Below are 20,481 nucleotides of genomic sequence, written 5' to 3' on the forward strand. Positions count from 1 at the left end.
CCAATCACCGATTTATCTTTGTTTCAATACTATACATTGTGGGGCAGTTCCCCATGTCTTTCCTACAGTGGCCTAACCTTAGACGAAAAATGAGGGAAAAACATGAACTTTCAAGCAGTCAGAGTAATTCCTGTTGAAAATAGAACGTCTATACCAATTATACAAATAAGTGGAGCTTTAGCAAAAAGATTAAAGCTTCCCGAAGATGTATCCATGTGTACTGTCCAATGCAGCCGGAATACAATCACATGTAATGTCGTAAATATCAATATAGAAGGAAACCTGTTGAGAATGGACAGAGCCATCCAGGAGGCCCTACTCCTTTTTGAAGAAGAACGAACTTATCTCATCACCTATGACGCTGAGGATAACAAGCTTCATATCGGCCCTGTCATCGCGCTTTTGACCGAAATTTCTATAAAAGAAGATAACCAAATCGACCTCAAATCCATTAAAGAGTATTGTATGGAGCTTGCCAACTATTCGGAAGATATCGGAGTCATCTTCTATGTATTTACGCTTCATAAACACCTTAGGGAAAAAAGTATGGTAGGTTTTTATCTGGAAAACAACAACTGGAACAAAGCATTGCTTCCATACCCTCAAGTTGTTCACAACCGACTCCATAAACGTACGAATGAAAAGAGCGAAGTGTTCCAGGAATTCACCTCTCAATTACAAGAATGGAGCATTCCATACTTCAATGATCATTTTCTCAATAAGTGGACTGTCCATGAGCAGCTTTCCGGAGCGGAACATTTGCTTCCGTACCTGCCGGAGACAGCACTCTTTTCTGCCAAAGTGCTTGAATCATGGGTGGATAAGTATTCTTCGGTGTTTTTAAAACCAATCAATGGAAGCCAAGGAAAACAAATCTTCAAAATATGCAAAACCACCGATGGATACAATCTGGACTACTCTTCTCTTCAACAGCAAGTATCTCAAACATACAGCAGTTTCAATGATTTGTACAAGCGATTTTCCCCCCATATAAAAAAAAGGCAATATATCCTGCAACAAGGCTTGGATCTACTTCGTCTCGATGGAAGACCGGTGGATTTCCGGTATCTGTGTCACCGCACCGAGAATAATCGCTGGCAGGTCACATCCTCCACTGCAAGGGCATCCAAAAGCGGTTCATTTGTTTCAAACCTTGCCCAAGGAGGGGAAATGCTATCAATCAATCATGTGCTGAGTGTCCAATTTAATGCCAAAGAAACGCCACAAATCCGCAAACACCTAAAAGAACTGGCCTTGGAAGTTGCAAGCGAAGTAGGGGCTGTTTCAGAAGGTGTTTTTGGAGAATTGGGCATTGATCTAACTATAGATACATCCGGTCACCCATGGATTATTGAAGTGAATACTAAACCGTCAAAAAATATGGATCAACCGACTAACACAAGGACAATCAGACCCTCTGCCAAAGCCGTCATTCTCTATTGCCTATACCTTATCCATGAACATTTAAAGGAGAGATAACATGATAACCCTTGGTGTCCTCTCGTTCTCACAACCTACCCCCTACCTCACGAAAATTGCCGAACATGCAGCCAATAATGAAGTCATGATTTGTATCATTTCACCTAGTCAATTGACTGGGAGTTCTTCAATAGTTTCCGGGTTGCTATATGCTTCAAACAAAAAGGAATGGGAGAACACATCGTTTCCCATTCCCTCCTTTATTTACGACCGTTGTTATTACGGCAACAAAAATACAATTTTTTCCAAGTACCATATTGAAGCACTGAAAATGAGGGACGATGTGCACTTTCTCGGCTATGGCCTGCCGGATAAATGGGAAGTGTATAAAGTACTTTCTTCACTATCGGATCTAAAGTCGTATTTCCCTCTTACAAGAAAATTGACGAGCGTAGCTTTCTTTTTGTCCCACTTCAATTATAACGATACTTGGTTGATCAAACCGATAAAGGGCTCGCAAGGAAGGGGCTTGATTAAGGTGGAGAAACTAAATGGACAATACGTCGTAAAGGAAGTGGTGCAGCCTGGAGAACAGCTCTTTGTATTCCGTTCTGATGCCAAATTGAAACAGTGGCTACATACAAAAATGAAAAGTAATGAATATATATTCCAGCCTTTTCTTCCCTTGCAAAACAAAAAGGGTGTTCCATTTGATTTAAGGCTTCTTCTACAGAAAAATGAAGAAGGGGATTGGACAGAGAGGGTTCGGGTCATTCGGACAGGGCCCAAAAACTATATCACCTCGAACTTGGCAGGAGGTGGCGAAATGCTCCCTTTCTCCGTTCTTTTCCAGGGAATGACCTCTACAAAGAAAAAAAAGATGGAAGAAAATCTACAGAAAATCGCCGACTTCTTGCCACCTGCCATAGAGCAAACCATTAAACCTCTATTTGAGCTTGGCATAGATATCGGAGTTGACCGTGACCATAATTTATGGATTTTAGATATTAATTCAAAGCCCGGTCATAAGATAGTAACAATGGCTTCTCCTTCTGTCCAGAAAGAGATCTACGAAGCCCCGAGTAAGTACTGCATGTACTTAGCTACTATAAAAAGGTGATCAAATGGGAGTTGATGTTAATGAAAGCACTCTTACCTGTTAAATGCAGGGAGGAATTAAAGGACCACCAGATCCTTGTTCCGGATAAGATAAGTAATATGGAAATAGAAGCAATTGCCTTTGGTACACACCAACATGCTTGTAAAGCAATCAGGCATGATGGGCATTCCCTTTTCCTTTCCAGGCACTTATTCAATAAGTTGCTTCTTCCCTACGAAGGGAATGTCCATTTGTTCGTCCATGAGAATACGTTGCATCTCGGTCCATTAATCGGTATTTTCACAGCTGGCTTCACAAGTTCCATCATCCGTCCAATCGGCGAACGTTCCTTATTTTTCTCTAAACTGCTTGCCACCGAAAGAAAGGTTGGTGCATACATGTTCCTGTTCGGTGCCAACCATATAAATTGGGAGGACGGAACAATGGAAGGGTTTATGTTTACAGAACAGGGATGGTGTAAAAAAACGCTCCCCTTTCCGCACGTCGTTTATGATCGTCTTCCCAACAGACGGACAGAGAGACACAAGTTGCTTGCGGCTACACGTGATAAGATGCAAAAGGATTATGCCATTCCATGGTTCAATCCTGGATTTTTCAACAAATGGGATATACATCAGAAATTGATGATTGAAGAGAACATCGTTTCCTACCTCCCTGAGACCCATAATGATGTGACAATTATATCGATAGAGAAATTGTTGTCTAAATATCCATTCATCTATTTAAAGCCTACCAACGGAAGTCTGGGTCTAGGCGTATATAAAATTATCTACAATCGGGAAGAGGAAGCATATTATGCCCGCTATAAAACGGAAGAGTTTGTAAATAAGTTGCAGCGCTCTTCCTCCTTGGAAGCATTATTGTCCCATATACTGAAAAACAGGGACCTATCCGCCTATTTGATTCAACAAGGCATTCCATTACTGAAAGTGGAAGACTCCTTCGTTGATTTCCGAGTTCATACGAATAAGGATGAACATGGAAAATGGGTAGTCAGTGCGATGGCCGCTAAGCTTAGCGGTAAAGGCAGCATCACCACCCATGCCAACAGTGGTGGTATCATAAAGACCATTTCCGAGATTTACACAGATGAGAAAGATCAGGAAACGGTTATAGATAAACTTACCCAAGCCTCCCTCCTGATCAGTGAAGCCATCGATACCCATATGCCTGGTTTCATCGGTGAGATAGGATTTGATTTCGGACTTGATAAGGACCACAAACTTTGGATGTTTGAAGCCAATTCCAAACCTGGTCGTTCCATCTTCCATCATCCAAAGTTGAGAAGTGAAGATATCCTCACCCGCAAACTCTCCATCGAGTATGCGGTGTATTTAACAGAAAACACGATAAAAAATCCGGAAGGTGTTTTTTCATGAAAGAACTTTATTATGAATTAACCTCCCAGACCTGGTATCAGAGTTTTGATGAAGAGGAAAAGGTGACGCTTGGAAAGTATTTTTCCATTCCATATAAAAAAGAGCATACAGCCAAACATCTAACTCTTCCTTTTCTTCTGAAGGACCATAAAGCGGGACCTCTTGTAGGCATTTTGGCCAGCCCTAAAAAGGACGGTTTTGTCGGGAACATCAGCTTGTTTAAAAGAATACAGAAAAGCCTGCATCGGCATGGTGGCCTCTCTGTTGTGGTCACTCCAAAACACCTTACCGAAAATGGGCTCAACGGGTTCTGCTACCAGCCAGAACATGATCACTGGATAAAGATACAGACCCCTCTTCCTGACATTCTCTATAATCGTTTGTCCCGGTATGAGGATGAAAAACTGTTTCTGGATCGAACAGAGAAGCTTGCCTCTCTCTACCACATTCCTGTGTTCAATCCACAATTTTTTGATAAGTGGGAACTTTATTTACAACTGAAGGATAATGATAAATTAATCTCGCATCTACCCAACACTGCCCTGTTATCCGAAGAGACTTTGGCCGAGTTCCTAGCGACCTACCCAACCGTTTACATTAAGAAGCGTAAAAGCAAGAAAGGAAAGGGAATTTACCTGATCACAAGAAATGGAAATACTTATATGATGAGGACAACTTCTACAACGACCGTCCTGTTTCCGTCCTTAAGCAAGCTTGCCCGGTTTCTGCAAAAGGAGGAAGCGTTAAATTCCTATATTATCCAAGAGGCCATCTCCACGGTTCCTATGAAAGGGAAAAAATTTGATTACCGAATCCTGGCCCATGCAAACTTGAACCGTTTTACAATCACTGGTGTTGGAGTCAGGTTGGCCAAAAAACAACAGGTAACAACCCATGTTCCTTCCGGGGGCGTGATCGTCTCAACAAATGAGCTTCCTGTCAAAACAGACCATGAAACAATGGACCTACTCATCAACCAATGCGGGAAGCAGCTTTCTTCTTTCTATGATGACATTGGGGAATTCTCGGCAGATGTCGGGGTGACACGCGAAGGCAAGCTTTACATTTTCGAATTGAATGCCAAACCGATGGATTTTGATGAGCCATCCATCAAGCAGCAGGCAGCTGAAAATATTACCAGAGTGTTTTATGAACGGACGGATTATTCCATGCAGGAATCCACCTCCTAGTGTAGAATATTGTTATAAGTGTCAAATAACTGTTACACCAAGAGGAGGAAATTTGCTTGATTTCACACTTTCAACTGAAACCTCTGTACCAAAACAATCAACTACCCGGCTGGCACCTTTCCTTTTTTTATAAAGGGCACTCCGTAAAAGCCGTCTACCACAAAAACGGCTCCATTGAATGGCCGGAATCGCAAGCCCTATCCGAAGAGGAAAAACAGGCAGTGGAAGCCCAGATACATGAATTGATGCTGTTCCATGTCTATGATTAAGGCTCTATTATACGCGGAAATCAACAGCGGTGTTACCAGAGCCAAACAAAATAAAAAGAATCATTTCCCCTCCTTTAGAAACACTACCAACAAGGAGGGATTTTTTATGTCAGAAAAGAAAAAAACGCCTAAAGAACCGCAATACGAAGGCCGTGACGAATATTTCATGGATGTGGACAGGTATATCAACGAGGGAATGGCCGGTGGATCTGTCTTTGAACGGGACCGATATACCAACATTGAAGAAGCCCGGGACCTGGAAAAAGAAGAACCACCTATAGAAAGAAATTAGACTCTTCCCCCGTGGAGGAGTTTTTGTTCTTTGTTTGTCCTGCCCACTTCGATATAATGGAATCATGAGCATTCACCAGCTAGTTAATAACAACGGTTTAAAAGAAGAGGGATAAGCCATGTACAACCAATTAGCAAAAATTTATAAAGATGCACTTATTCAAACATCTTCCCCCCACAGCTTTTCCCGTCATGTCTGGTTCATCTCCCCGGACAACGACTATTATGGAATTGAAAAAGAAGCACTCACTCCACGGGATATTCTTTTGCTAGAAACATTTTTGAAACGAGTGGAAGAAAATCAGTTCTCCATGACAGATACCGAAAAATGGTGGCACGAGCAATTGTTTCTCCACCAGAATCCCGATAAGAACCTTTTACAAAATCAACCAAAAACATCGCGGTTTATCCATTTCCATTTCTCCGAGCCCTTGTTGCATAAGGAAGAATGGAAGGAAGCCCTGATAGCTTTTTTCGATAGTGAAATTGAAATCGTATGGGATAGCCTTACACGTGGAGTAATTATCGACTTCATGCCGGAATACAAAGAAGATGAATTCGTCTCCTTTTCAGATATTGTGGATACCACCGCATCCGATTTTTACACAAATGTAAAACTATACATTGGGGCATATACCAGTTCAGGTGATAACTTAACCGACCTGTTTCATTGGGAAGAACACTGCTTTGCCCTTTCCATGAAAGGAAGAAAGCAACGAAACATCCATACGTTCGAGCACGCCCTCCCCTATATCGTGACAGACCATTTGGAGACTGAACATTTTCTTCATATCAAAACTATGTTTGGAACGATCCTAGAAGATGAAAAGGAACTATTGCAAAGTGTAAAGGTCTATATAGAAAATAATATGAATGTATCGCTCACTTCCAAAAAGCTCTTTATGCACCGTAACAGCCTTCAATACCGGATTGACAAGTTCATCGAACGGACAGGGATAGATATAAAGAACTTTCAGGGCGCAATGGCTGCCTATTTGGCAATCATCATTATGGAAAATGAACAAAAAAGGTAACGTTGCACAAAGACGTGCCTTTTTTTTGTGCAACTTGTACATTTACGGAATGTAATCGTTTTCGGTACACTGTAATCAGCTTAAGAAAACGATTTCATTAGGGGGAAACAAACATGGCAGAGTTACAGTTAAATAACATTTATAAAGTTTACGAAGGCGACGTAACTGCAGTTGAAGATTTCAACCTTCACATTAAAGATAAAGAGTTTATCGTATTCGTTGGTCCATCCGGTTGTGGTAAATCTACAACTTTACGTATGATTGCAGGTCTTGAGGAAATTTCAAAAGGCGATTTCGTAATTGACGGAAAAAGAATGAACGATGTTGCACCGAAAGATCGTGACATTGCGATGGTATTCCAAAACTATGCATTATACCCGCATATGAATGTGTATGACAACATGGCATTCGGTTTGAAATTACGTAAATTCCCTAAAGAAGAAATTGATCGTCGCGTTAAAGAAGCAGCGGCAATCCTTGGATTGGAGCAATACTTGGATCGTAAACCAAAAGCATTATCCGGTGGTCAGCGTCAGCGTGTGGCACTAGGACGTGCCATTGTCCGTGATGCAAAAGTATTCTTGATGGATGAGCCTTTATCCAACCTTGATGCAAAGCTTCGTGTAGCGATGCGTGCTGAGATCTCAAAGCTTCACCAACGTTTGCAAACGACTACTATCTATGTAACGCATGACCAGACAGAAGCTATGACAATGGCAACTCGTCTTGTTGTTATGAAAGATGGAGTCATTCAGCAGCTTGGTTCTCCAAAAGAAGTTTATGAAAACCCTGAGAATGTCTTCGTTGGCGGATTCATCGGATCTCCAGCAATGAACTTCTTCAACGGTAAACTAGAAGATGGTTCATTTACAATCGGTGAGCAAAAAATCACGGTTCCAGAAGGAAAAATGAAAGTGCTTCGCGATCAAGGATATGTTGGAAAAGAAGTAATCCTTGGAATTCGTCCAGAAGATATCCATGACGAGCCTGTGTTCATCGAAGCCTCTGTTGGAAGCACCATCACAGCAGTAATTGAAGTATCTGAGCTTCTTGGTGCAGAATCCATGTTATATTCTCAAATCCACGGACAGGATTTTGTAGCACGTGTTGATTCCCGTACAGATGTGAAGCCTCAACAGAAGCTTCAACTTGCATTGGACATGAACAAATGCCACTTCTTCGACCTTGAAACAGAATCTCGCATTCGTTCCAAGTAATATAATGCTTTTTGAAAGAACAGGTCTTTACCGGCCTGTTCTTTTTTCAATATGTTAAAAAAGAAAAATGATAAGGTGTTGATTGTAGCACAGGGCGAAGACTCCGGCGGGAGGTAGCGGTTAGTGGAGACCCCGCAGGCTTGCCGAGGAGGCTCCACAAGTGCCCCGCGGAAAGCGAAGCCCAGGGCGGAAATCAACAGCGGGGTTTTACAGAACATTTTCATTAAGGATAAAATTATTTATTCTTGAATGGGTATGATCTGCTCTTTTTGACAGACAGGGCAACTGAACAAATGGACGCAAACATGACCTTCCAAACTGTTCAAATCCCCATCCACCATTTTCAAAAGATTTACCTCCATATATGCACTATAGTCATCCAGATAATCCGTAACTTTCCCGGTGTCAACCAGCATGCTCCCGCAAGATGTGCAAGAATCCTTAAAATCTTCAAAGCCATTACATAACGGACAAATCTCCATAATTGTTCCTCCAGTTACATTCATCTCAGCTTCCCTTTAATTTTCACATCTTAACAGTAAATATGCTATATTCCTCAAATTCAAAATATCCATAAATTACCTAAAATAAAATGGATAAAGATTTTATGAAATTCCTATAATACAAGTAACAACTTATCAACCGATGGACCGAGCCTAGACGGCAGCAGAACTCTCTGCACTTACTGGTGCAATCCCAGTTGGTCCAGCCAAAACTATATTACGAGGAGATGAATCATCATGGCAAACCAATCAAGAAATTCGTCAAATCAATTAGTAGCACCTGGAGCACAAGCAGCAATCGACCAAATGAAGTACGAAATCGCAACTGAATTTGGTGTAAATCTTGGTGCAGACACAACTTCTCGCTCTAACGGATCTGTTGGTGGAGAAATCACTAAACGTCTAGTTCAAATGGCTGAGCAATCCCTAGGCGGAAGATAAGTAACAGTTTTTATGTAACAAAATAACTTTATAGGTATGGCTGAAGGCACCTCATGTAAATGGGGTGTCTTGTTTAGTGTGCCATAAACCCTTAAAATGTATCTAAAATAATAAAGGGGGCGATATGGTTTGACAATTGTCTTAGTTGGTGGGGGCCATGCACATTTAAAGTGTTTAACACAAATAAAAAAAGATATTCCCTTATCGGACCAAACAATCATACTTATCTCACCTGACCAATATCAGTATTATTCCGGTATGTTCTCAGGATTTACAGAAGGAATCTATTCGCTTGATGAAATCAGGATAGATCTGAAAAAGCTCGCGGATGATGCCGGTGTTGTTCTTTTACAAGAAAAGATTATCGAGGTCTCAAGTGTTAATAAAACACTTATAACAGAAAATGGTACCATCATCCCCTTTGACGTGGTGTCATTTGATATCGGCTCATATATGGAGGCGCCTTCTTCTTTTGAGAGGTGGCTGGTTCCCCTTAAACCTAATTATCTCTTTGCGGAAAAAATGAAAGCATATCGCAAGCAGAAATATCCGGTTGTGGTTGGTGGTGGTGCTTCGGGAGTGGAGATTGCATTGGCTATTACAGCCTGGAGAAAAAAGAATGGATACCCTTTAAATGTGACATTGATTTCCTCTTCACGACTTTTGCCCTCCTCTTCCCAGAAAGCAGGAGCTGATATCAAAAAGGTCACAGTAAATAAAGGGGTTCGCGTCATTGAAGGAGACCGTGTGGCAGAAATATACGATACTCATTGTAAAACTGAAAAAGGTCTATGCTTCCCGCACTCTCACTTACTTTGGTTAACAGGGCCGAAAGCAAGCGACATCTTTCTCAAAAGTTCACTTCCATGTGATGAGGATGGTTTTTTGCTTGTAGAGAGCTCACTACAAGCCTCAGGAATCCCTTTTATGTTTGGTGCTGGGGACTGCATCACCCTAAAGGAGTATCCTCACCTTGCGAAGAATGGTGTGTACGCTGTCAGGCAGGGGGAATTGCTTTCGGAGAATATTTTCCGGTTTCTAAACGGAGAGGTTTGTCTCCACTTTTCACCTCAACGTCATTTTTTATCATTAATCTCCAGCGGGAATAGGGAAGCGTTACTTCAATACGCTCGCTTCTCCACTCACAGTAAGCTTAATTGGCTACTAAAAAACACAATAGACAAACGTTTCATGAAAAAACACAAATAATACCCCGTTACCTATTAACGGGGTATTATTGTGACATAGCGTTTTAGACGCCACTCTCTATCAATCGCAGAAATTGCTTCGTTCGATCTGTTCTAGGATTTTCAAAAATCTCAGCTGGCGTCCCCTTTTCGACAATCTTCCCATCATCCATGAAAATAACTTCATCCGCCACTTCTTTGGCAAACTTCATCTCATGAGTAACAACAACCATCGTCATTCCCTCCTGCGCCAAATCTTTCATTACTCTGAGGACTTCTCCTATAAGTTCCGGATCAAGGGCGGAAGTAGGTTCATCAAACAACATCACTTTAGGTTCCATCGCAAGAGCCCTTGCGATACCAACTCGCTGTTGCTGTCCACCGGAAAGCTGAAAAGGATAAAAGTCAAGTTTGTCACCAAGCCCGACCTTTTCGAGAAGCATGCGTGCACGTTCCTCCACTTTTGCTTTCGCTTCTTTTTTAACTGTAATCGGACCTTCCATGACATTTTGTAGGGCGGTCATGTGCGGGAACAGGTTATAGCTTTGAAACACCATTCCGGTCAGTCTTCTGAAATCGGCAATCCTGTTAGAAGAAACCTTGGAGGTGAAATCAAGTGATTGCTGACCGATTTCCACTAAACCGGAAGTTGGAGTCTCCAATATATTCAAGCAACGAAGGAGTGTGGTTTTCCCAGACCCAGATGGGCCAATGACCACTACCACCTTTCCCTGCTCAACGTTCAAGTCAATACCTTTTAGTACTTCCAAATCTCCAAATTGCTTATATAAGCTCTCTACTGAAATCATTTCTCGAGCTCCTTTATAATTGGCTGTTATTTGTCATTTAGCAACATACCGATCTAATCGACGTTCGACTCTTCCCTGTACCAAGGATAAACAGAAGCAGATTATCCAATAAATTGCACCGGCTTGAGCATATAACAATAGAAATTCATAGTTGGTTGCAGCTATCTGCTGAGCTACCCTGAACATCTCTGTTACCAATATCAAGGATGCCAACGACGTATCCTTCACAAGACTGATGAACGAATTGGATAATGGCGGTATGGAAACACGGGCAGCCTGAGGAAGAATGATTCTTCTCAGCGCCTGTGGATAGCTCATTCCCATGGAATATGCCGCTTCCCACTGGCCTTTTGGTGTGGATAAAATGGCAGCACGGATAATCTCAGATGCATATGCCCCTACATTCAATGAAAATGCAATGATTGCTGCAGGAAAAGAGTCAATGGTAACTCCGATGGAAGGCAACCCATAAAAGATAATAAACAATTGCACTAACAGTGGGGTACCTCGAATAATGGAAACATAAATCTTGGCAAGTACCTGTAATGGTTTTATGGGAGATATTCGTGCCAAAGCCGTTAAAATGGCGAGCATCAAACCCAAACTAAATGAAAGCAACGTTAACGGAATGGTATAAGACAAAGCTCCCTTCACCAAAGGGAGAAGGGAACTTTGTGCAATTGTCATCCATCTATCTAAGCGTTCCGGATCAGTCAGGATACTAGTTAAGTACATTTTCACCAAACCATTTCTCAGCAATCTCTTCGTACGTTCCATCTTCAATGAGTTCAGCAAGTGCTTCGTTCACCGCTTCTACAAGCTCGTCACTGCCTTTACGGAACATAAATCCACTTTTTGCTGCATTTTCATGTTCTGCTACAATTTTGATTGCCGCATTCGGGCGGTTTTTCTGGAAATCAAGCACGGATAATTTATCATTGATAGTGATATCCACGCGATTGGAATTAATTAGTTCAATCGCTTGGTTAAAGCCTTCTACCCCTTCGATTTCCGCATTATAATCACGGGCAATATCCGCATAGTTGCTTGTCAGGGATTGTGCAGATTTCTTCCCTTCAATATCTTCAAAGCCTTTGATTTCATCATTATCTTCTTTCGTTACCAATACGGCAGCAGAAGTGATGTAGTGTTCGGAGAAGTCATACTTCTCAAGGCGGTCCTCACGAATTCCCACCTGGTTCGCAATCATGTCAAAGCGCTTGGAATCAAGGCCTGCAAACATGGCATCCCATTGTGTTTCCATGAACTTCGCCTCAACCCCCATTTTTTCGGCAATCGCTTCAGCAATCTCCACATCAAAACCTGTCAATTTACCAGAATCATCGTGGAATGTGAATGGAGGATATGTACCCTCTGTCCCAATCAGAAGTTCGCCTTCCTCTTCTACTTTAGTTAAAAGGTTGTCTGTTTCTTTCTCAGGAGCATCTCCTGTTGAACCGTTGTTATTTGATGTACCACATGCAGAAAGTACCACTGCAGATAGTAATAGAAGTGTAAAAATGGACAGTAAATTCTTCTTCATTTCGTTAAACCCCCAGTAATCTTATATGAATTATTTTCATTGTAACCTATTGTATAGTATAAAATGTTGGAACACTTGTCAAAGACTTTGTTTCCTTTTATTTTGCATACCTATTTTTACTATTCCCTTCTAAATGTAAAAATAACAAAAGGGCCACGGAGATTTTATTCACCCGTGACCCTCTTTATTTAACCTGCTAGCCCTTTGTTACCCTGCTGCAATTCATACATCTGATAATACTTTCCTTTTCTTTGCATTAGTTCATCATGATTGCCCCTCTCGACAATTTCTCCTCTGTCCAATACTAAGATCTGATCAGCATTTTTAATAGTAGAAAGTCGATGTGCAATGATAAAGGTCGTTCTGCCTTTTTTAAGTACCTCCAAAGCCTGCTGGATAATAGCTTCTGTTTCGGTGTCGATACTTGCTGTTGCCTCATCCAGAATTAATATTGCCGGATTAAACGCCAGAGCACGTGCAAAAGAAATCAGCTGCCTTTGCCCCGAAGATAATGTACTTCCTTTTTCAATTACAGGTTCCTCCAGCCCTTTTGGAAGTGCGTTGATGAAGTCCATTGCACCTACATCTTCAAGTGCCTTCCTCACCCGATCTTTGGTTATGGATGGATCCTCCAAACTTACGTTGGAAGCAATTGTTCCAGTAAATAGGAACGGATCCTGCAATACTATCCCCATATGCTGCCTAATTGCCTGTTTCGGGAGGTCTTGAATGTTTTGCCCATCAATGATAATTCTTCCTTTTTCTATATCATAAAAACGGAATAAAAGATTCATGATCGAGCTCTTACCTGACCCGGTATGACCAACTAGTGCAACAGTTTCCCCTTTGTTGGCAGAAAAGGAGATGTCTTTAAGTACATACTCGTTTTCCTTGTAGCCGAACCAGACAGATTCAAACGATACATTTCCTTCATAGCGTGGATGCTTAATATCTGAAACCTGAACACCCGCCTCATCCATCAATTCGAAGACACGGACCGCGGAAACTCGAGCCTGTTCCAGGTTAGCCAATTGATTGACCATTCCAGTGATCGGCCCGAACATTCTTCCTAAATAATCCACGAAAGCGTAGAGAACACCTAGTGATACCATGGTTCCTATACCGATAGAAGCGCCTCCGAAATACCAGATTACTACAACAAATGAGATGTTTCTGAGTACCCCGACAAGATTATGCGAGGTCAGGGCATTCAAACTTAGTAGCTTATTTTGATAGGAAAAGTGCTGTTCATTCCAGCCCTCGAACTCTTCTGACGCCTTCTTCTGACGCCTGAAGGCTTGAATGATTGTCATTCCTTGGATCGATTCATTAATATTACCGTTGATATCACTGAGAAGTGCCCGTATTTTGTGATTATAAACAGAGGCATACTTACGGTAAAAGATGAACCAAACGATCAAAATAGGGATCAGCGCCAAGCAGATTGCCGCCAATCTGACATCAAGTAAAAAGAGTGCAATATAGATTCCTGTGATATAGATCAGTCCGGAAAAGAATGTAGCCAAAACCGTGACATACAATTCCTTGATGGTTTCCGTATCATTGGTGATCCTTGATACCACTTTACCTGCTGGCAGGTGATCAAAATACTGGATCGGGAGCTTCTGAATCTGCCCAAACACGTCCTCCCTCATTTTTTGGATGATACGGTTGGCTGATGTCTGCAGATAGTAGCTCTGTCCGTACTGGAAGAAGGATGCCAATACTAGCAAGCCGAAGTATAGCCCTACCAGATAGATGATGTATTTCACTTCAGGCTGATAAAAGCTGACCAGCTCACTGTTTGACAGTCTTTGGGCTTGATAGGACTCCTGTTGGTCACCTCGGCTTATAATGACCTTGCCGTTTTGTGCCGTTCGTTCTCCGTCAAAACTTATATCCGAAGGAAGGAAGTAATATTCCCGACCAATCTGCAGGATTCTGGCAGTGTTACCCTCTGTTGCTTCTATCTCCTCACGATCTTCCCTGGCATAATATTTACCTTGGTAGAAGACCCGGTCCTTCCCGTCCTGTTCGGTTGCAATCCAAGCTTTTTCAATCCCCAGAATATGACTGTCAATCATGCGTTTTGCAATAAATGGCCCTGTCAGTTCAGCAGCAACGGCAACCGAGAGCATCAGCAATGCAATAATAATTATTTTCTTTTGTGTTAATGCATATTGAAATAGGCGTTTGCCTGATTTTATTTTCTTCATGTTAATACTTCGCCTCCTTTTGGCGACTGAACCTGTTGCCGTTCAAACTGCTCTTTGTACCATCCTCCTATTGCCATCAATTGCTCATGCATACCGGATTCCACGATTTCCCCGTCTTCTAGAACGATGATCCAATCGGCATCCTGGACACCTGATAGTCGGTGAGTGGAGATAAGAGTAGTCTTCCCAGCCCGTTCGTTTCTGATATTTTCAATGATGGTTGCTTCCGTCTTTGCATCGACTGCTGATAAGGAATCATCCAGTATCAGTATGTCAGGGTTGGCTATTAGAGCACGGGCAATAGATATACGCTGCTTCTGTCCACCTGATAACGAAACCCCTTTTTCCCCTACCAATGTCTGCAAGCCTTCCGGAAGCATCTCCAGATCTTTTTCAAAAGCCGATGATCTAATTGCCTGAGCAATATCCTCGTCTGAGGCATCTTCTTTACCAAAGAGAATATTCTCTTTGACAGATCTTGAGAAAAGAATGTGATCCTGTGGGACGTACCCGATCCATCCTTGGATGGTATGAAGTGGTATTTTTCCCAGCTCCACATCATTGATATTGATGAATCCAGTTCCAAGCGGATATTCCCGAAGTAGCTGCTTGATCAGCGTCGTTTTTCCGCTACCAGTTTTCCCGACAATACCAAGTGTCTGACCTGCTTTCAGTTGAAAGGACACATTTTTCAAATTGTCTACTGTCGAGGAAGGGTATTTGAATGTAACATTATTGAACTCAATAGTATTAGGCTTTAGCACATCAATAGGTTCTTGATGATCTGCTACATCCTCTTTATATGCCAGAGTTTCATTAACGCGATCCAACGACGCATTCCCTCTCTGCATGACATTGATCAGCTCACCGATTGCAAACATCGGCCAGATCAGCATGCCAAGGTACACGTTGAAAGCGACAAGTTCCCCCAAGGTAATCGTTTTGTGAAAAACCAAGTACGCTCCATATCCCAAACCAATCAGATAACTTGCACCGACTAACAACTTAATGGTCGGCTCAAATAATGAATCAATGATGGCAACCTTTACATTTTTCTCATAAACATCATCTGTCATCTGATGGAATCTGCCCTGATCCGCCCTTTCCTGTACATAGGCACGAATGACACGGACCCCTGCAATTGATTCAAGAACCCTGTCATTCATGTCTCCGAAGGCATCTTGTGCTTCTGTAAAACGCTGATGAATTTTCTTCCCATATATATTCATGGCCAGTGCCATCAAGGGCAGTGGAATGATAGCCGCAAGCGTCAGCTTCCAACTGATCATGAAGCCCATTGTCCCCAAGATGATTAGCATGAAAACGCTCGAATCAATCAGAGTCAATACCCCAAAGCCCGCTGTTGTCGAAATGGCCTTCAAATCGTTGGTAGCGCGGGCCATCAAATCCCCTGTACGGTTCTTTTCATAAAAGGTAGGTGTCATCTTTAACAGATGTCCCATCAATTTGGATCTTAGCGACCTTTCCACCAAAAAAGAACTTCCAAAAAGCTGATACATCCAGGTATATGTGATTCCGTAAATGATAATTGCCAAAATCGTCAGGAACACTACATATTGCATAAGTTTTTCCGGTGTGAATGCTCCTACCTGAATATCATCAATTGCCATCCCGATCATTTTCGGTGGAATGACCTCCAAAAAACCTGCAAAAATAAGTAATGCGATTGCTATCGTATATCTCTTCCAATGTTCTTTAAAAAACCAACCCAATTTTCCTAGTACTGATAACATAATTGTAAACTCTCCCTTCTATGCTGAATTCCAGTTTCTTGCTACCCTCCATCTGAAGCCACTTTGTACATCATCAAACGAACATAAATACTTTGCATATCTGATTCCTCCTAATATTACGGAAGCATATCCACTTCCGTTGAATGAATTTGATGGGAAAATATAGAAATAAAACAAAACAAAAAGGTGGCATACCGAACGTTACTCGGTATGCCACCTTTTTTCTCCATAAAAAAAGCACACGTCACGCCCTGTTGGCGACCTGTGTTCCCTACAAAGATATCTGTGCAAATTTAAAGAAACAGAAATGAGTTACAAACTAACCTCATATCTTTTAGGACAGGTCACGAGATCTATTAAATTATGAGTTTTATCATTTTTGCCAGCTTTGCCAGTCAACATATCAGTTGTCATTAACTTAATCATCTTCATAACCTCCCTTTCCTTCAAATTTATAGTTTCATATAATTTCCACTTTTTTAACTTACCACCCCTGACAAGCACTTGTCAATCACCAATTTAACCAAAATTAAGATAGTTTAAATATTTCAGTCTTATTACAATTGTTAAATTTTATGAAGGGGGTCAGACCCGCACAGGGATTTTCCTTGCTACAACGAAGGCTCACACAGTTTTGGGCTTTTGAGTTCTCCTCTTGCTATTTTTGTATTTTCCTGTTATTCTAAAGAAGAATTATTTTTGTTCGGTATGTAAGGATTCAAAGTTAAGATTTAACTTTCGCCTTGATATTTCTAAGAGCAAGAATAGTAATACATTGTGTGGCAAGCACACTAGGAGGTAACAACATGTTACAAGGTACAGTAAAATGGTTTAACGCAGAAAAAGGATTCGGATTCATCGAACGCCAAGACGGAGACGACGTATTCGTTCACTTCTCAGCAATCCAAGGCGAAGGTTTCAAATCTTTAGAAGAAGGTCAGTCTGTTACATTTGAAATTGTTCAAGGTAACCGTGGCGACCAAGCTGCTAACGTAAACAAAGCATAATTTATAGCACAACATATAAGGGCTCCCAGCGATGGGAGCCTTTTTGCTTTGGGCTAATTGAAGAATGCCATCGATCTCACTAAACACTTCCCCTTTTATCGGAACGCAACTCTAGTTTGTCCAAACACTTATATTAGAGTTCCTCTCAAACACTTAAACTTGTGACCAATTTGTTAAAGATGTATTTTATATATTACTTTAATCTCAAATGTCCTTTATAATAAAGATGTATTTAAAATATATCTTTTAACAGGGAGGCATTTCGATGCTTAGCTCAAAAACTATCCAAATTGTAAAATCAACCGCTCCAGTCTTGGCCGTGAAGGGTGAGGAGATTACCACCCATTTCTATAAAACACTTTTCTCTAACCATCCTGAATTATTAAACATCTTTAATCATGCCAATCAAAAGAAAGGTAGACAGCAAACCGCCTTGGCGAACACGGTCTATGCTGCAGCAACATACATTGACCAGCTAGAAGTCCTTCTGCCGGCTGTAAAGCAGATTGCCCACAAGCATAGAAGTTTGGCTGTTAAACCTGAACATTATCCGATTGTTGGCGAACATTTACTCGAAGCAATCAAGACTGTGCTTGGAGATGCAGCAACAGATGAGATTATTGAAGCTTGGGGAGAAGCGTACGGAGTCATTGCAGATGTATTTATCTCTGTAGAAAAAGAGATGTATGAGGCAGCGGCACAACAGACTGCTGGTTGGGAGGATTTCAAAGACTTTGAAGTGGTGGAAAAATTGAAAGAGAGCGAGCTTATTACCTCCTTCTACTTGAAGCCAGCTGACGGATCTGGTGTACCATCTTTCAGCCCGGGACAATATATTACAATCAGACTTTCCATTCCAGGTGAAACGAATTTATTCAACCGTCAATACAGTCTATCAGATGCAGCCAATGGCGAATACTTTCGGATTTCTGTAAAAAAAGAAAGTGGCGACCCGGATGGGATTGTATCCAACTATCTTCATGATCATGTGGAAGCCGGTCATAAAATTGAAGTGACTGCACCAGCCGGTGACTTTATACTTGAATCTGGCGAGGAAACTCCTATCTACTTAATTAGTGGTGGTGTCGGAATCACTCCAATGCTCAGTATGCTGAAAACCCTATCCAAGGAGCAGCCGGCACGACCAACAACATTTATTCATGCGGCCAGAAACGGATCAGTTCATGCCTTTATGGAAGAGGTCAACGAGGCTCTGGCATCCATCGACAATGGGAAAAAGTTGTTTGTTTATGAAAATCCCACAGAAGAGGACACAAGAGTAGGCGCCTTTAATGTACAGGGTTTTATCACAGAAAACTTGCTTAGAGAATTGAACTTGAATAAAGCCGGCCTTTATTACGTGTGCGGACCAGTTCCATTCATGAAGTTTATTATTTCCACACTTTCTAAGCTTGGAGTCGAGGAAGAAAGAATTAGGTACGAGTTTTTCGGACCTTCCATTGATTTGAAGAAGGAAGAGGAAATATTAGTGAACTAATATGGATGGGGAGCTTGCTGAAAGTGGCAAGCTCTTTTTTTCATAGGGATAAAAAAACACCCCCACTCCAAGGTCAGAGCAGGGGACTAAATACAAACATGTTATAAAGTAAATGGTGTTTTAATTATATCATTGTTTTATGAAATAAGTGATTAATTTTTGACAAAGTTGTGAATACGGCCTAGCTCTTTCACTGCGAAAGAGGGCGAATCAGCTTTCGAGATAGCGGAAATGACGGCAACACCATCTGCTCCGGACTCCAATACCGCTTCTGCTGTTCCAACAGAAATACCTCCGATCCCCACAATAGGAACCGTCATGCCAGAATTACGGATTTGCCTGATAACCGCTGGGCCCTTCACTTCCTTGATGTCTTTTTTGGTCGTGGTAAAGTACATCGGTCCCACCCCTATGTAATCTGCTCCGGCGCGCACAGCCTCTGCAGCCTCTTCCACCGAATGACAGGATACACCGATAATCATCCCAGGGGTGAGCCGCTCCTTCACCTCGCAAAAAGTTGCATCCTCCTGACCGATATGTACACCGTCCGCTTCCACCTCAAGCGCCAAGTCAATATCATCATTAACGATAAACGGAACAGCATGTTTTTGACAAATCCCCCTAAGCTCCCGTGCAAGTTTCAGCTTCTCAGCACCTAACTTGGCACCACTCCCCTTTTCACGAAATTGGAAAAGAGTGATACCTCCCCTGATAGATTCCTGCAGTACAGCCCCTGGATCGCGACCGTTACAATCCTTGCTGCCCATAACGAAATATACGTTCAGCCATTCCCTATTCATACGCCGACACCAGCTTTTCGGTAAGCCCAATGGTTGGTCGGACCATGACCGCTACCTATTCCTAGCTCGTGCTCTATGGCTTTATGGATGAATTGTTTAGCTATATGAACGGCCTCCTCCGCTTTACAACCTTTAGCAAGACCAGCCGCAATCGCTGCAGCAAATGTACACCCGGTACCATGGGTGTGTTTGGTATCAATTCGTGTACTTTTCCATTCATGGAATCTGGTCCCGTCATAAAAGAGGTCCACCAACTCGTCCCCTTCACCATGTCCGCCTTTGATGACTACATTGGAGGAACCGAGCTTATAAAGCATTTTGGCTGCCGCCTTCCTTCTGCTTAACGTATCCAATGTCATATCCGTCAGCACTTCCGCCTCGGGAATGTTTGGCGTGGTAACGGTCGCAAGCGGCAGGAGGTTTTCTCGAATGGCCTGGATGGCATCCTCCTGTAAAAGCTTTGCTCCACCTTTGGCAATCATGACCGGATCCACCACTACATTTCCCCAACCATATTCCTTGATTTTGTTTGCAACAGCCTCAATAATGACCCCACTGAAAAGCATGCCGGTCTTTAAAGCATCGGGCCGCAAATCTTCTTCAATGGAGTGCAATTGCTCAAGCACCATGTCAACTGGGATCGGATAGACACTTTGAACCCCTAGGGTGTTTTGGGCGGTCAAGGCGGTGATAGCCGACATGCCATACACATCCATCTCCTGGAATGTTTTGATATCTGCCTGGATTCCAGCCCCTCCGCCACTATCGGACCCTGCAATTGTCAATACTTTTGCTACCATAGTT

At 42.1% G+C, this 20,481-nt stretch carries 20 protein-coding genes; 12 read left to right on the forward strand and 8 right to left on the reverse strand.

Annotated elements, in window-relative coordinates; genetic code table 11:
- Nucleotides 1-102: 102 nt before the first annotated feature.
- The 8 genes from AB685_RS13980 (at nt 103) to ugpC (ending at nt 7,919) form a co-directional block, all read left to right on the forward strand.
- Nucleotides 103-1,479, forward strand: coding sequence for a YheC/YheD family protein (locus AB685_RS13980; protein WP_053073814.1), 1,377 nt, complete (start codon nt 103-105; stop codon nt 1,477-1,479).
- Nucleotide 1,480: 1 nt separating this feature from the next.
- Nucleotides 1,481-2,539 (forward strand): YheC/YheD family protein, encoded by a 1,059-nt coding sequence (locus AB685_RS13985; protein ID WP_047971209.1) that lies wholly within the window; start codon nt 1,481-1,483, stop codon nt 2,537-2,539.
- Between the two features lie 20 nt (nt 2,540-2,559).
- The gene (locus tag AB685_RS13990) at nt 2,560-3,918 is read left to right on the forward strand and encodes a YheC/YheD family protein (protein WP_047971210.1); all 1,359 of its coding nucleotides are present in this window, start codon (nt 2,560-2,562) and stop codon (nt 3,916-3,918) included.
- Complete coding sequence (locus AB685_RS13995; protein ID WP_047971211.1) at nt 3,915-5,108, forward strand: YheC/YheD family protein; 1,194 nt, start codon at nt 3,915-3,917, stop codon at nt 5,106-5,108. The genes AB685_RS13990 and AB685_RS13995 overlap by 4 nt, the downstream gene beginning before the upstream one ends.
- 56 nt (nt 5,109-5,164) lie before the next feature.
- Nucleotides 5,165-5,377 carry a YheE family protein gene (locus AB685_RS14000; RefSeq protein ID WP_047971212.1) on the forward strand — a complete coding sequence of 71 codons (213 nt, stop codon included), beginning with the start codon at nt 5,165-5,167 and terminating at the stop codon, nt 5,375-5,377.
- Between the two features lie 106 nt (nt 5,378-5,483).
- Nucleotides 5,484-5,669, forward strand: coding sequence for a hypothetical protein (locus AB685_RS14005; protein WP_047971213.1), 186 nt, complete (start codon nt 5,484-5,486; stop codon nt 5,667-5,669).
- A 118-nt stretch (nt 5,670-5,787) separates the two neighbouring features.
- Nucleotides 5,788-6,702, forward strand: coding sequence for a helix-turn-helix domain-containing protein (locus AB685_RS14010; RefSeq protein ID WP_047971214.1), 915 nt, complete (start codon nt 5,788-5,790; stop codon nt 6,700-6,702).
- A 113-nt stretch (nt 6,703-6,815) separates the two neighbouring features.
- Nucleotides 6,816-7,919, forward strand: coding sequence for a sn-glycerol-3-phosphate ABC transporter ATP-binding protein UgpC (gene ugpC, locus AB685_RS14015; protein WP_047971215.1), 1,104 nt, complete (start codon nt 6,816-6,818; stop codon nt 7,917-7,919).
- Nucleotides 7,920-8,158: 239 nt separating this feature from the next.
- Here ugpC and AB685_RS14020 read toward each other — a convergent pair whose 3' ends face one another.
- Nucleotides 8,159-8,425 carry a hypothetical protein gene (locus tag AB685_RS14020; RefSeq protein WP_241773294.1) on the reverse strand — a complete coding sequence of 89 codons (267 nt, stop codon included), beginning with the start codon at nt 8,423-8,425 and terminating at the stop codon, nt 8,159-8,161.
- Nucleotides 8,426-8,659: 234 nt separating this feature from the next.
- On the opposite strand from AB685_RS14020, the gene AB685_RS14025 reads away from it, so the two are divergent.
- Nucleotides 8,660-8,863: an alpha/beta-type small acid-soluble spore protein gene (locus AB685_RS14025; protein ID WP_047971217.1), complete on the forward strand. Its 204-nt coding sequence runs from the start codon at nt 8,660-8,662 to the stop codon at nt 8,861-8,863.
- 129 nt (nt 8,864-8,992) lie between these two features.
- A complete protein-coding gene (locus AB685_RS14030; RefSeq protein ID WP_047971218.1) occupies nt 8,993-10,072 on the forward strand; it encodes an FAD-dependent oxidoreductase in 1,080 nt (359 codons plus the stop codon).
- Between the two features lie 43 nt (nt 10,073-10,115).
- On the opposite strand, the gene AB685_RS14035 is transcribed toward AB685_RS14030, so the two are convergent.
- The 5 genes from AB685_RS14035 to AB685_RS14055 form a co-directional block, all read right to left on the reverse strand.
- Nucleotides 10,116-10,859 carry an amino acid ABC transporter ATP-binding protein gene (locus tag AB685_RS14035; protein WP_047971219.1) on the reverse strand — a complete coding sequence of 248 codons (744 nt, stop codon included), beginning with the start codon at nt 10,857-10,859 and terminating at the stop codon, nt 10,116-10,118.
- 33 nt (nt 10,860-10,892) lie between these two features.
- On the reverse strand, nt 10,893-11,594 hold the full coding sequence (locus tag AB685_RS14040; protein WP_047971220.1) for an amino acid ABC transporter permease: 702 nt from the start codon (nt 11,592-11,594) through the stop codon (nt 10,893-10,895).
- Nucleotides 11,581-12,402: an amino acid ABC transporter substrate-binding protein gene (locus AB685_RS14045; protein ID WP_047971221.1), complete on the reverse strand. Its 822-nt coding sequence runs from the start codon at nt 12,400-12,402 to the stop codon at nt 11,581-11,583. The genes AB685_RS14040 and AB685_RS14045 overlap by 14 nt, the downstream gene beginning before the upstream one ends.
- Before the next feature lie 188 nt (nt 12,403-12,590).
- Nucleotides 12,591-14,609, reverse strand: a complete 2,019-nt coding sequence (locus AB685_RS14050; RefSeq protein WP_047971408.1) for an ABC transporter ATP-binding protein — start codon at nt 14,607-14,609, stop codon at nt 12,591-12,593.
- Between the two features lie 5 nt (nt 14,610-14,614).
- Nucleotides 14,615-16,372: an ABC transporter transmembrane domain-containing protein gene (locus AB685_RS14055; RefSeq protein ID WP_047971222.1), complete on the reverse strand. Its 1,758-nt coding sequence runs from the start codon at nt 16,370-16,372 to the stop codon at nt 14,615-14,617.
- An 806-nt stretch (nt 16,373-17,178) separates the two neighbouring features.
- Between AB685_RS14055 and AB685_RS14065 the strand changes: the two genes are divergently transcribed.
- On the forward strand, nt 17,179-17,379 hold the full coding sequence (locus tag AB685_RS14065) for a cold shock domain-containing protein (protein ID WP_010198513.1): 201 nt from the start codon (nt 17,179-17,181) through the stop codon (nt 17,377-17,379).
- Between the two features lie 265 nt (nt 17,380-17,644).
- Nucleotides 17,645-18,877 (forward strand): NO-inducible flavohemoprotein, encoded by a 1,233-nt coding sequence (gene hmpA, locus AB685_RS14070; RefSeq protein ID WP_047971224.1) that lies wholly within the window; start codon nt 17,645-17,647, stop codon nt 18,875-18,877.
- Between the two features lie 152 nt (nt 18,878-19,029).
- Here the strand turns inward: hmpA and thiE are convergent, their stop codons facing one another.
- Together thiE and thiD are read right to left on the reverse strand one after the other, a co-directional pair.
- Complete coding sequence (gene thiE / locus AB685_RS14075; RefSeq protein ID WP_047971225.1) at nt 19,030-19,677, reverse strand: thiamine phosphate synthase; 648 nt, start codon at nt 19,675-19,677, stop codon at nt 19,030-19,032.
- On the reverse strand, nt 19,674-20,477 hold the full coding sequence (thiD, locus tag AB685_RS14080; protein WP_047971226.1) for a bifunctional hydroxymethylpyrimidine kinase/phosphomethylpyrimidine kinase: 804 nt from the start codon (nt 20,475-20,477) through the stop codon (nt 19,674-19,676). Before thiD ends, thiE begins: the two co-directional genes overlap by 4 nt.
- Nucleotides 20,478-20,481: the final 4 nt, after the last annotated feature.

The organism is Bacillus sp. LL01 (assembly GCF_001037965.1).

Bases quoted from the DNA above. Each gene is read 5' to 3' on its own strand.
- AB685_RS13980 (WP_053073814.1), top strand. From the start codon at position 103: ATGAACTTTCAAGCAGTCAGAGTAATTCCTGTTGAAAATAGAACGTCT.
- AB685_RS13985 (WP_047971209.1), top strand. From the start codon at position 1,481: ATGATAACCCTTGGTGTCCTCTCGTTCTCACAACCTACCCCCTACCTC.
- AB685_RS13990 (WP_047971210.1), top strand. From the start codon at position 2,560: ATGAAAGCACTCTTACCTGTTAAATGCAGGGAGGAATTAAAGGACCAC.
- AB685_RS13995 (WP_047971211.1), top strand. From the start codon at position 3,915: ATGAAAGAACTTTATTATGAATTAACCTCCCAGACCTGGTATCAGAGT.
- AB685_RS14005 (WP_047971213.1), top strand. From the start codon at position 5,484: ATGTCAGAAAAGAAAAAAACGCCTAAAGAACCGCAATACGAAGGCCGT.
- AB685_RS14010 (WP_047971214.1), top strand. From the start codon at position 5,788: ATGTACAACCAATTAGCAAAAATTTATAAAGATGCACTTATTCAAACA.
- ugpC (WP_047971215.1), top strand. From the start codon at position 6,816: ATGGCAGAGTTACAGTTAAATAACATTTATAAAGTTTACGAAGGCGAC.
- AB685_RS14020 (WP_241773294.1), bottom strand. From the start codon at position 8,425: ATGAATGTAACTGGAGGAACAATTATGGAGATTTGTCCGTTATGTAAT.
- AB685_RS14025 (WP_047971217.1), top strand. From the start codon at position 8,660: ATGGCAAACCAATCAAGAAATTCGTCAAATCAATTAGTAGCACCTGGA.
- AB685_RS14035 (WP_047971219.1), bottom strand. From the start codon at position 10,859: ATGATTTCAGTAGAGAGCTTATATAAGCAATTTGGAGATTTGGAAGTA.
- AB685_RS14040 (WP_047971220.1), bottom strand. From the start codon at position 11,594: ATGTACTTAACTAGTATCCTGACTGATCCGGAACGCTTAGATAGATGG.
- AB685_RS14045 (WP_047971221.1), bottom strand. From the start codon at position 12,402: ATGAAGAAGAATTTACTGTCCATTTTTACACTTCTATTACTATCTGCA.
- AB685_RS14055 (WP_047971222.1), bottom strand. From the start codon at position 16,372: ATGTTATCAGTACTAGGAAAATTGGGTTGGTTTTTTAAAGAACATTGG.
- AB685_RS14065 (WP_010198513.1), top strand. From the start codon at position 17,179: ATGTTACAAGGTACAGTAAAATGGTTTAACGCAGAAAAAGGATTCGGA.
- hmpA (WP_047971224.1), top strand. From the start codon at position 17,645: ATGCTTAGCTCAAAAACTATCCAAATTGTAAAATCAACCGCTCCAGTC.
- thiE (WP_047971225.1), bottom strand. From the start codon at position 19,677: ATGAATAGGGAATGGCTGAACGTATATTTCGTTATGGGCAGCAAGGAT.
- thiD (WP_047971226.1), bottom strand. From the start codon at position 20,477: ATGGTAGCAAAAGTATTGACAATTGCAGGGTCCGATAGTGGCGGAGGG.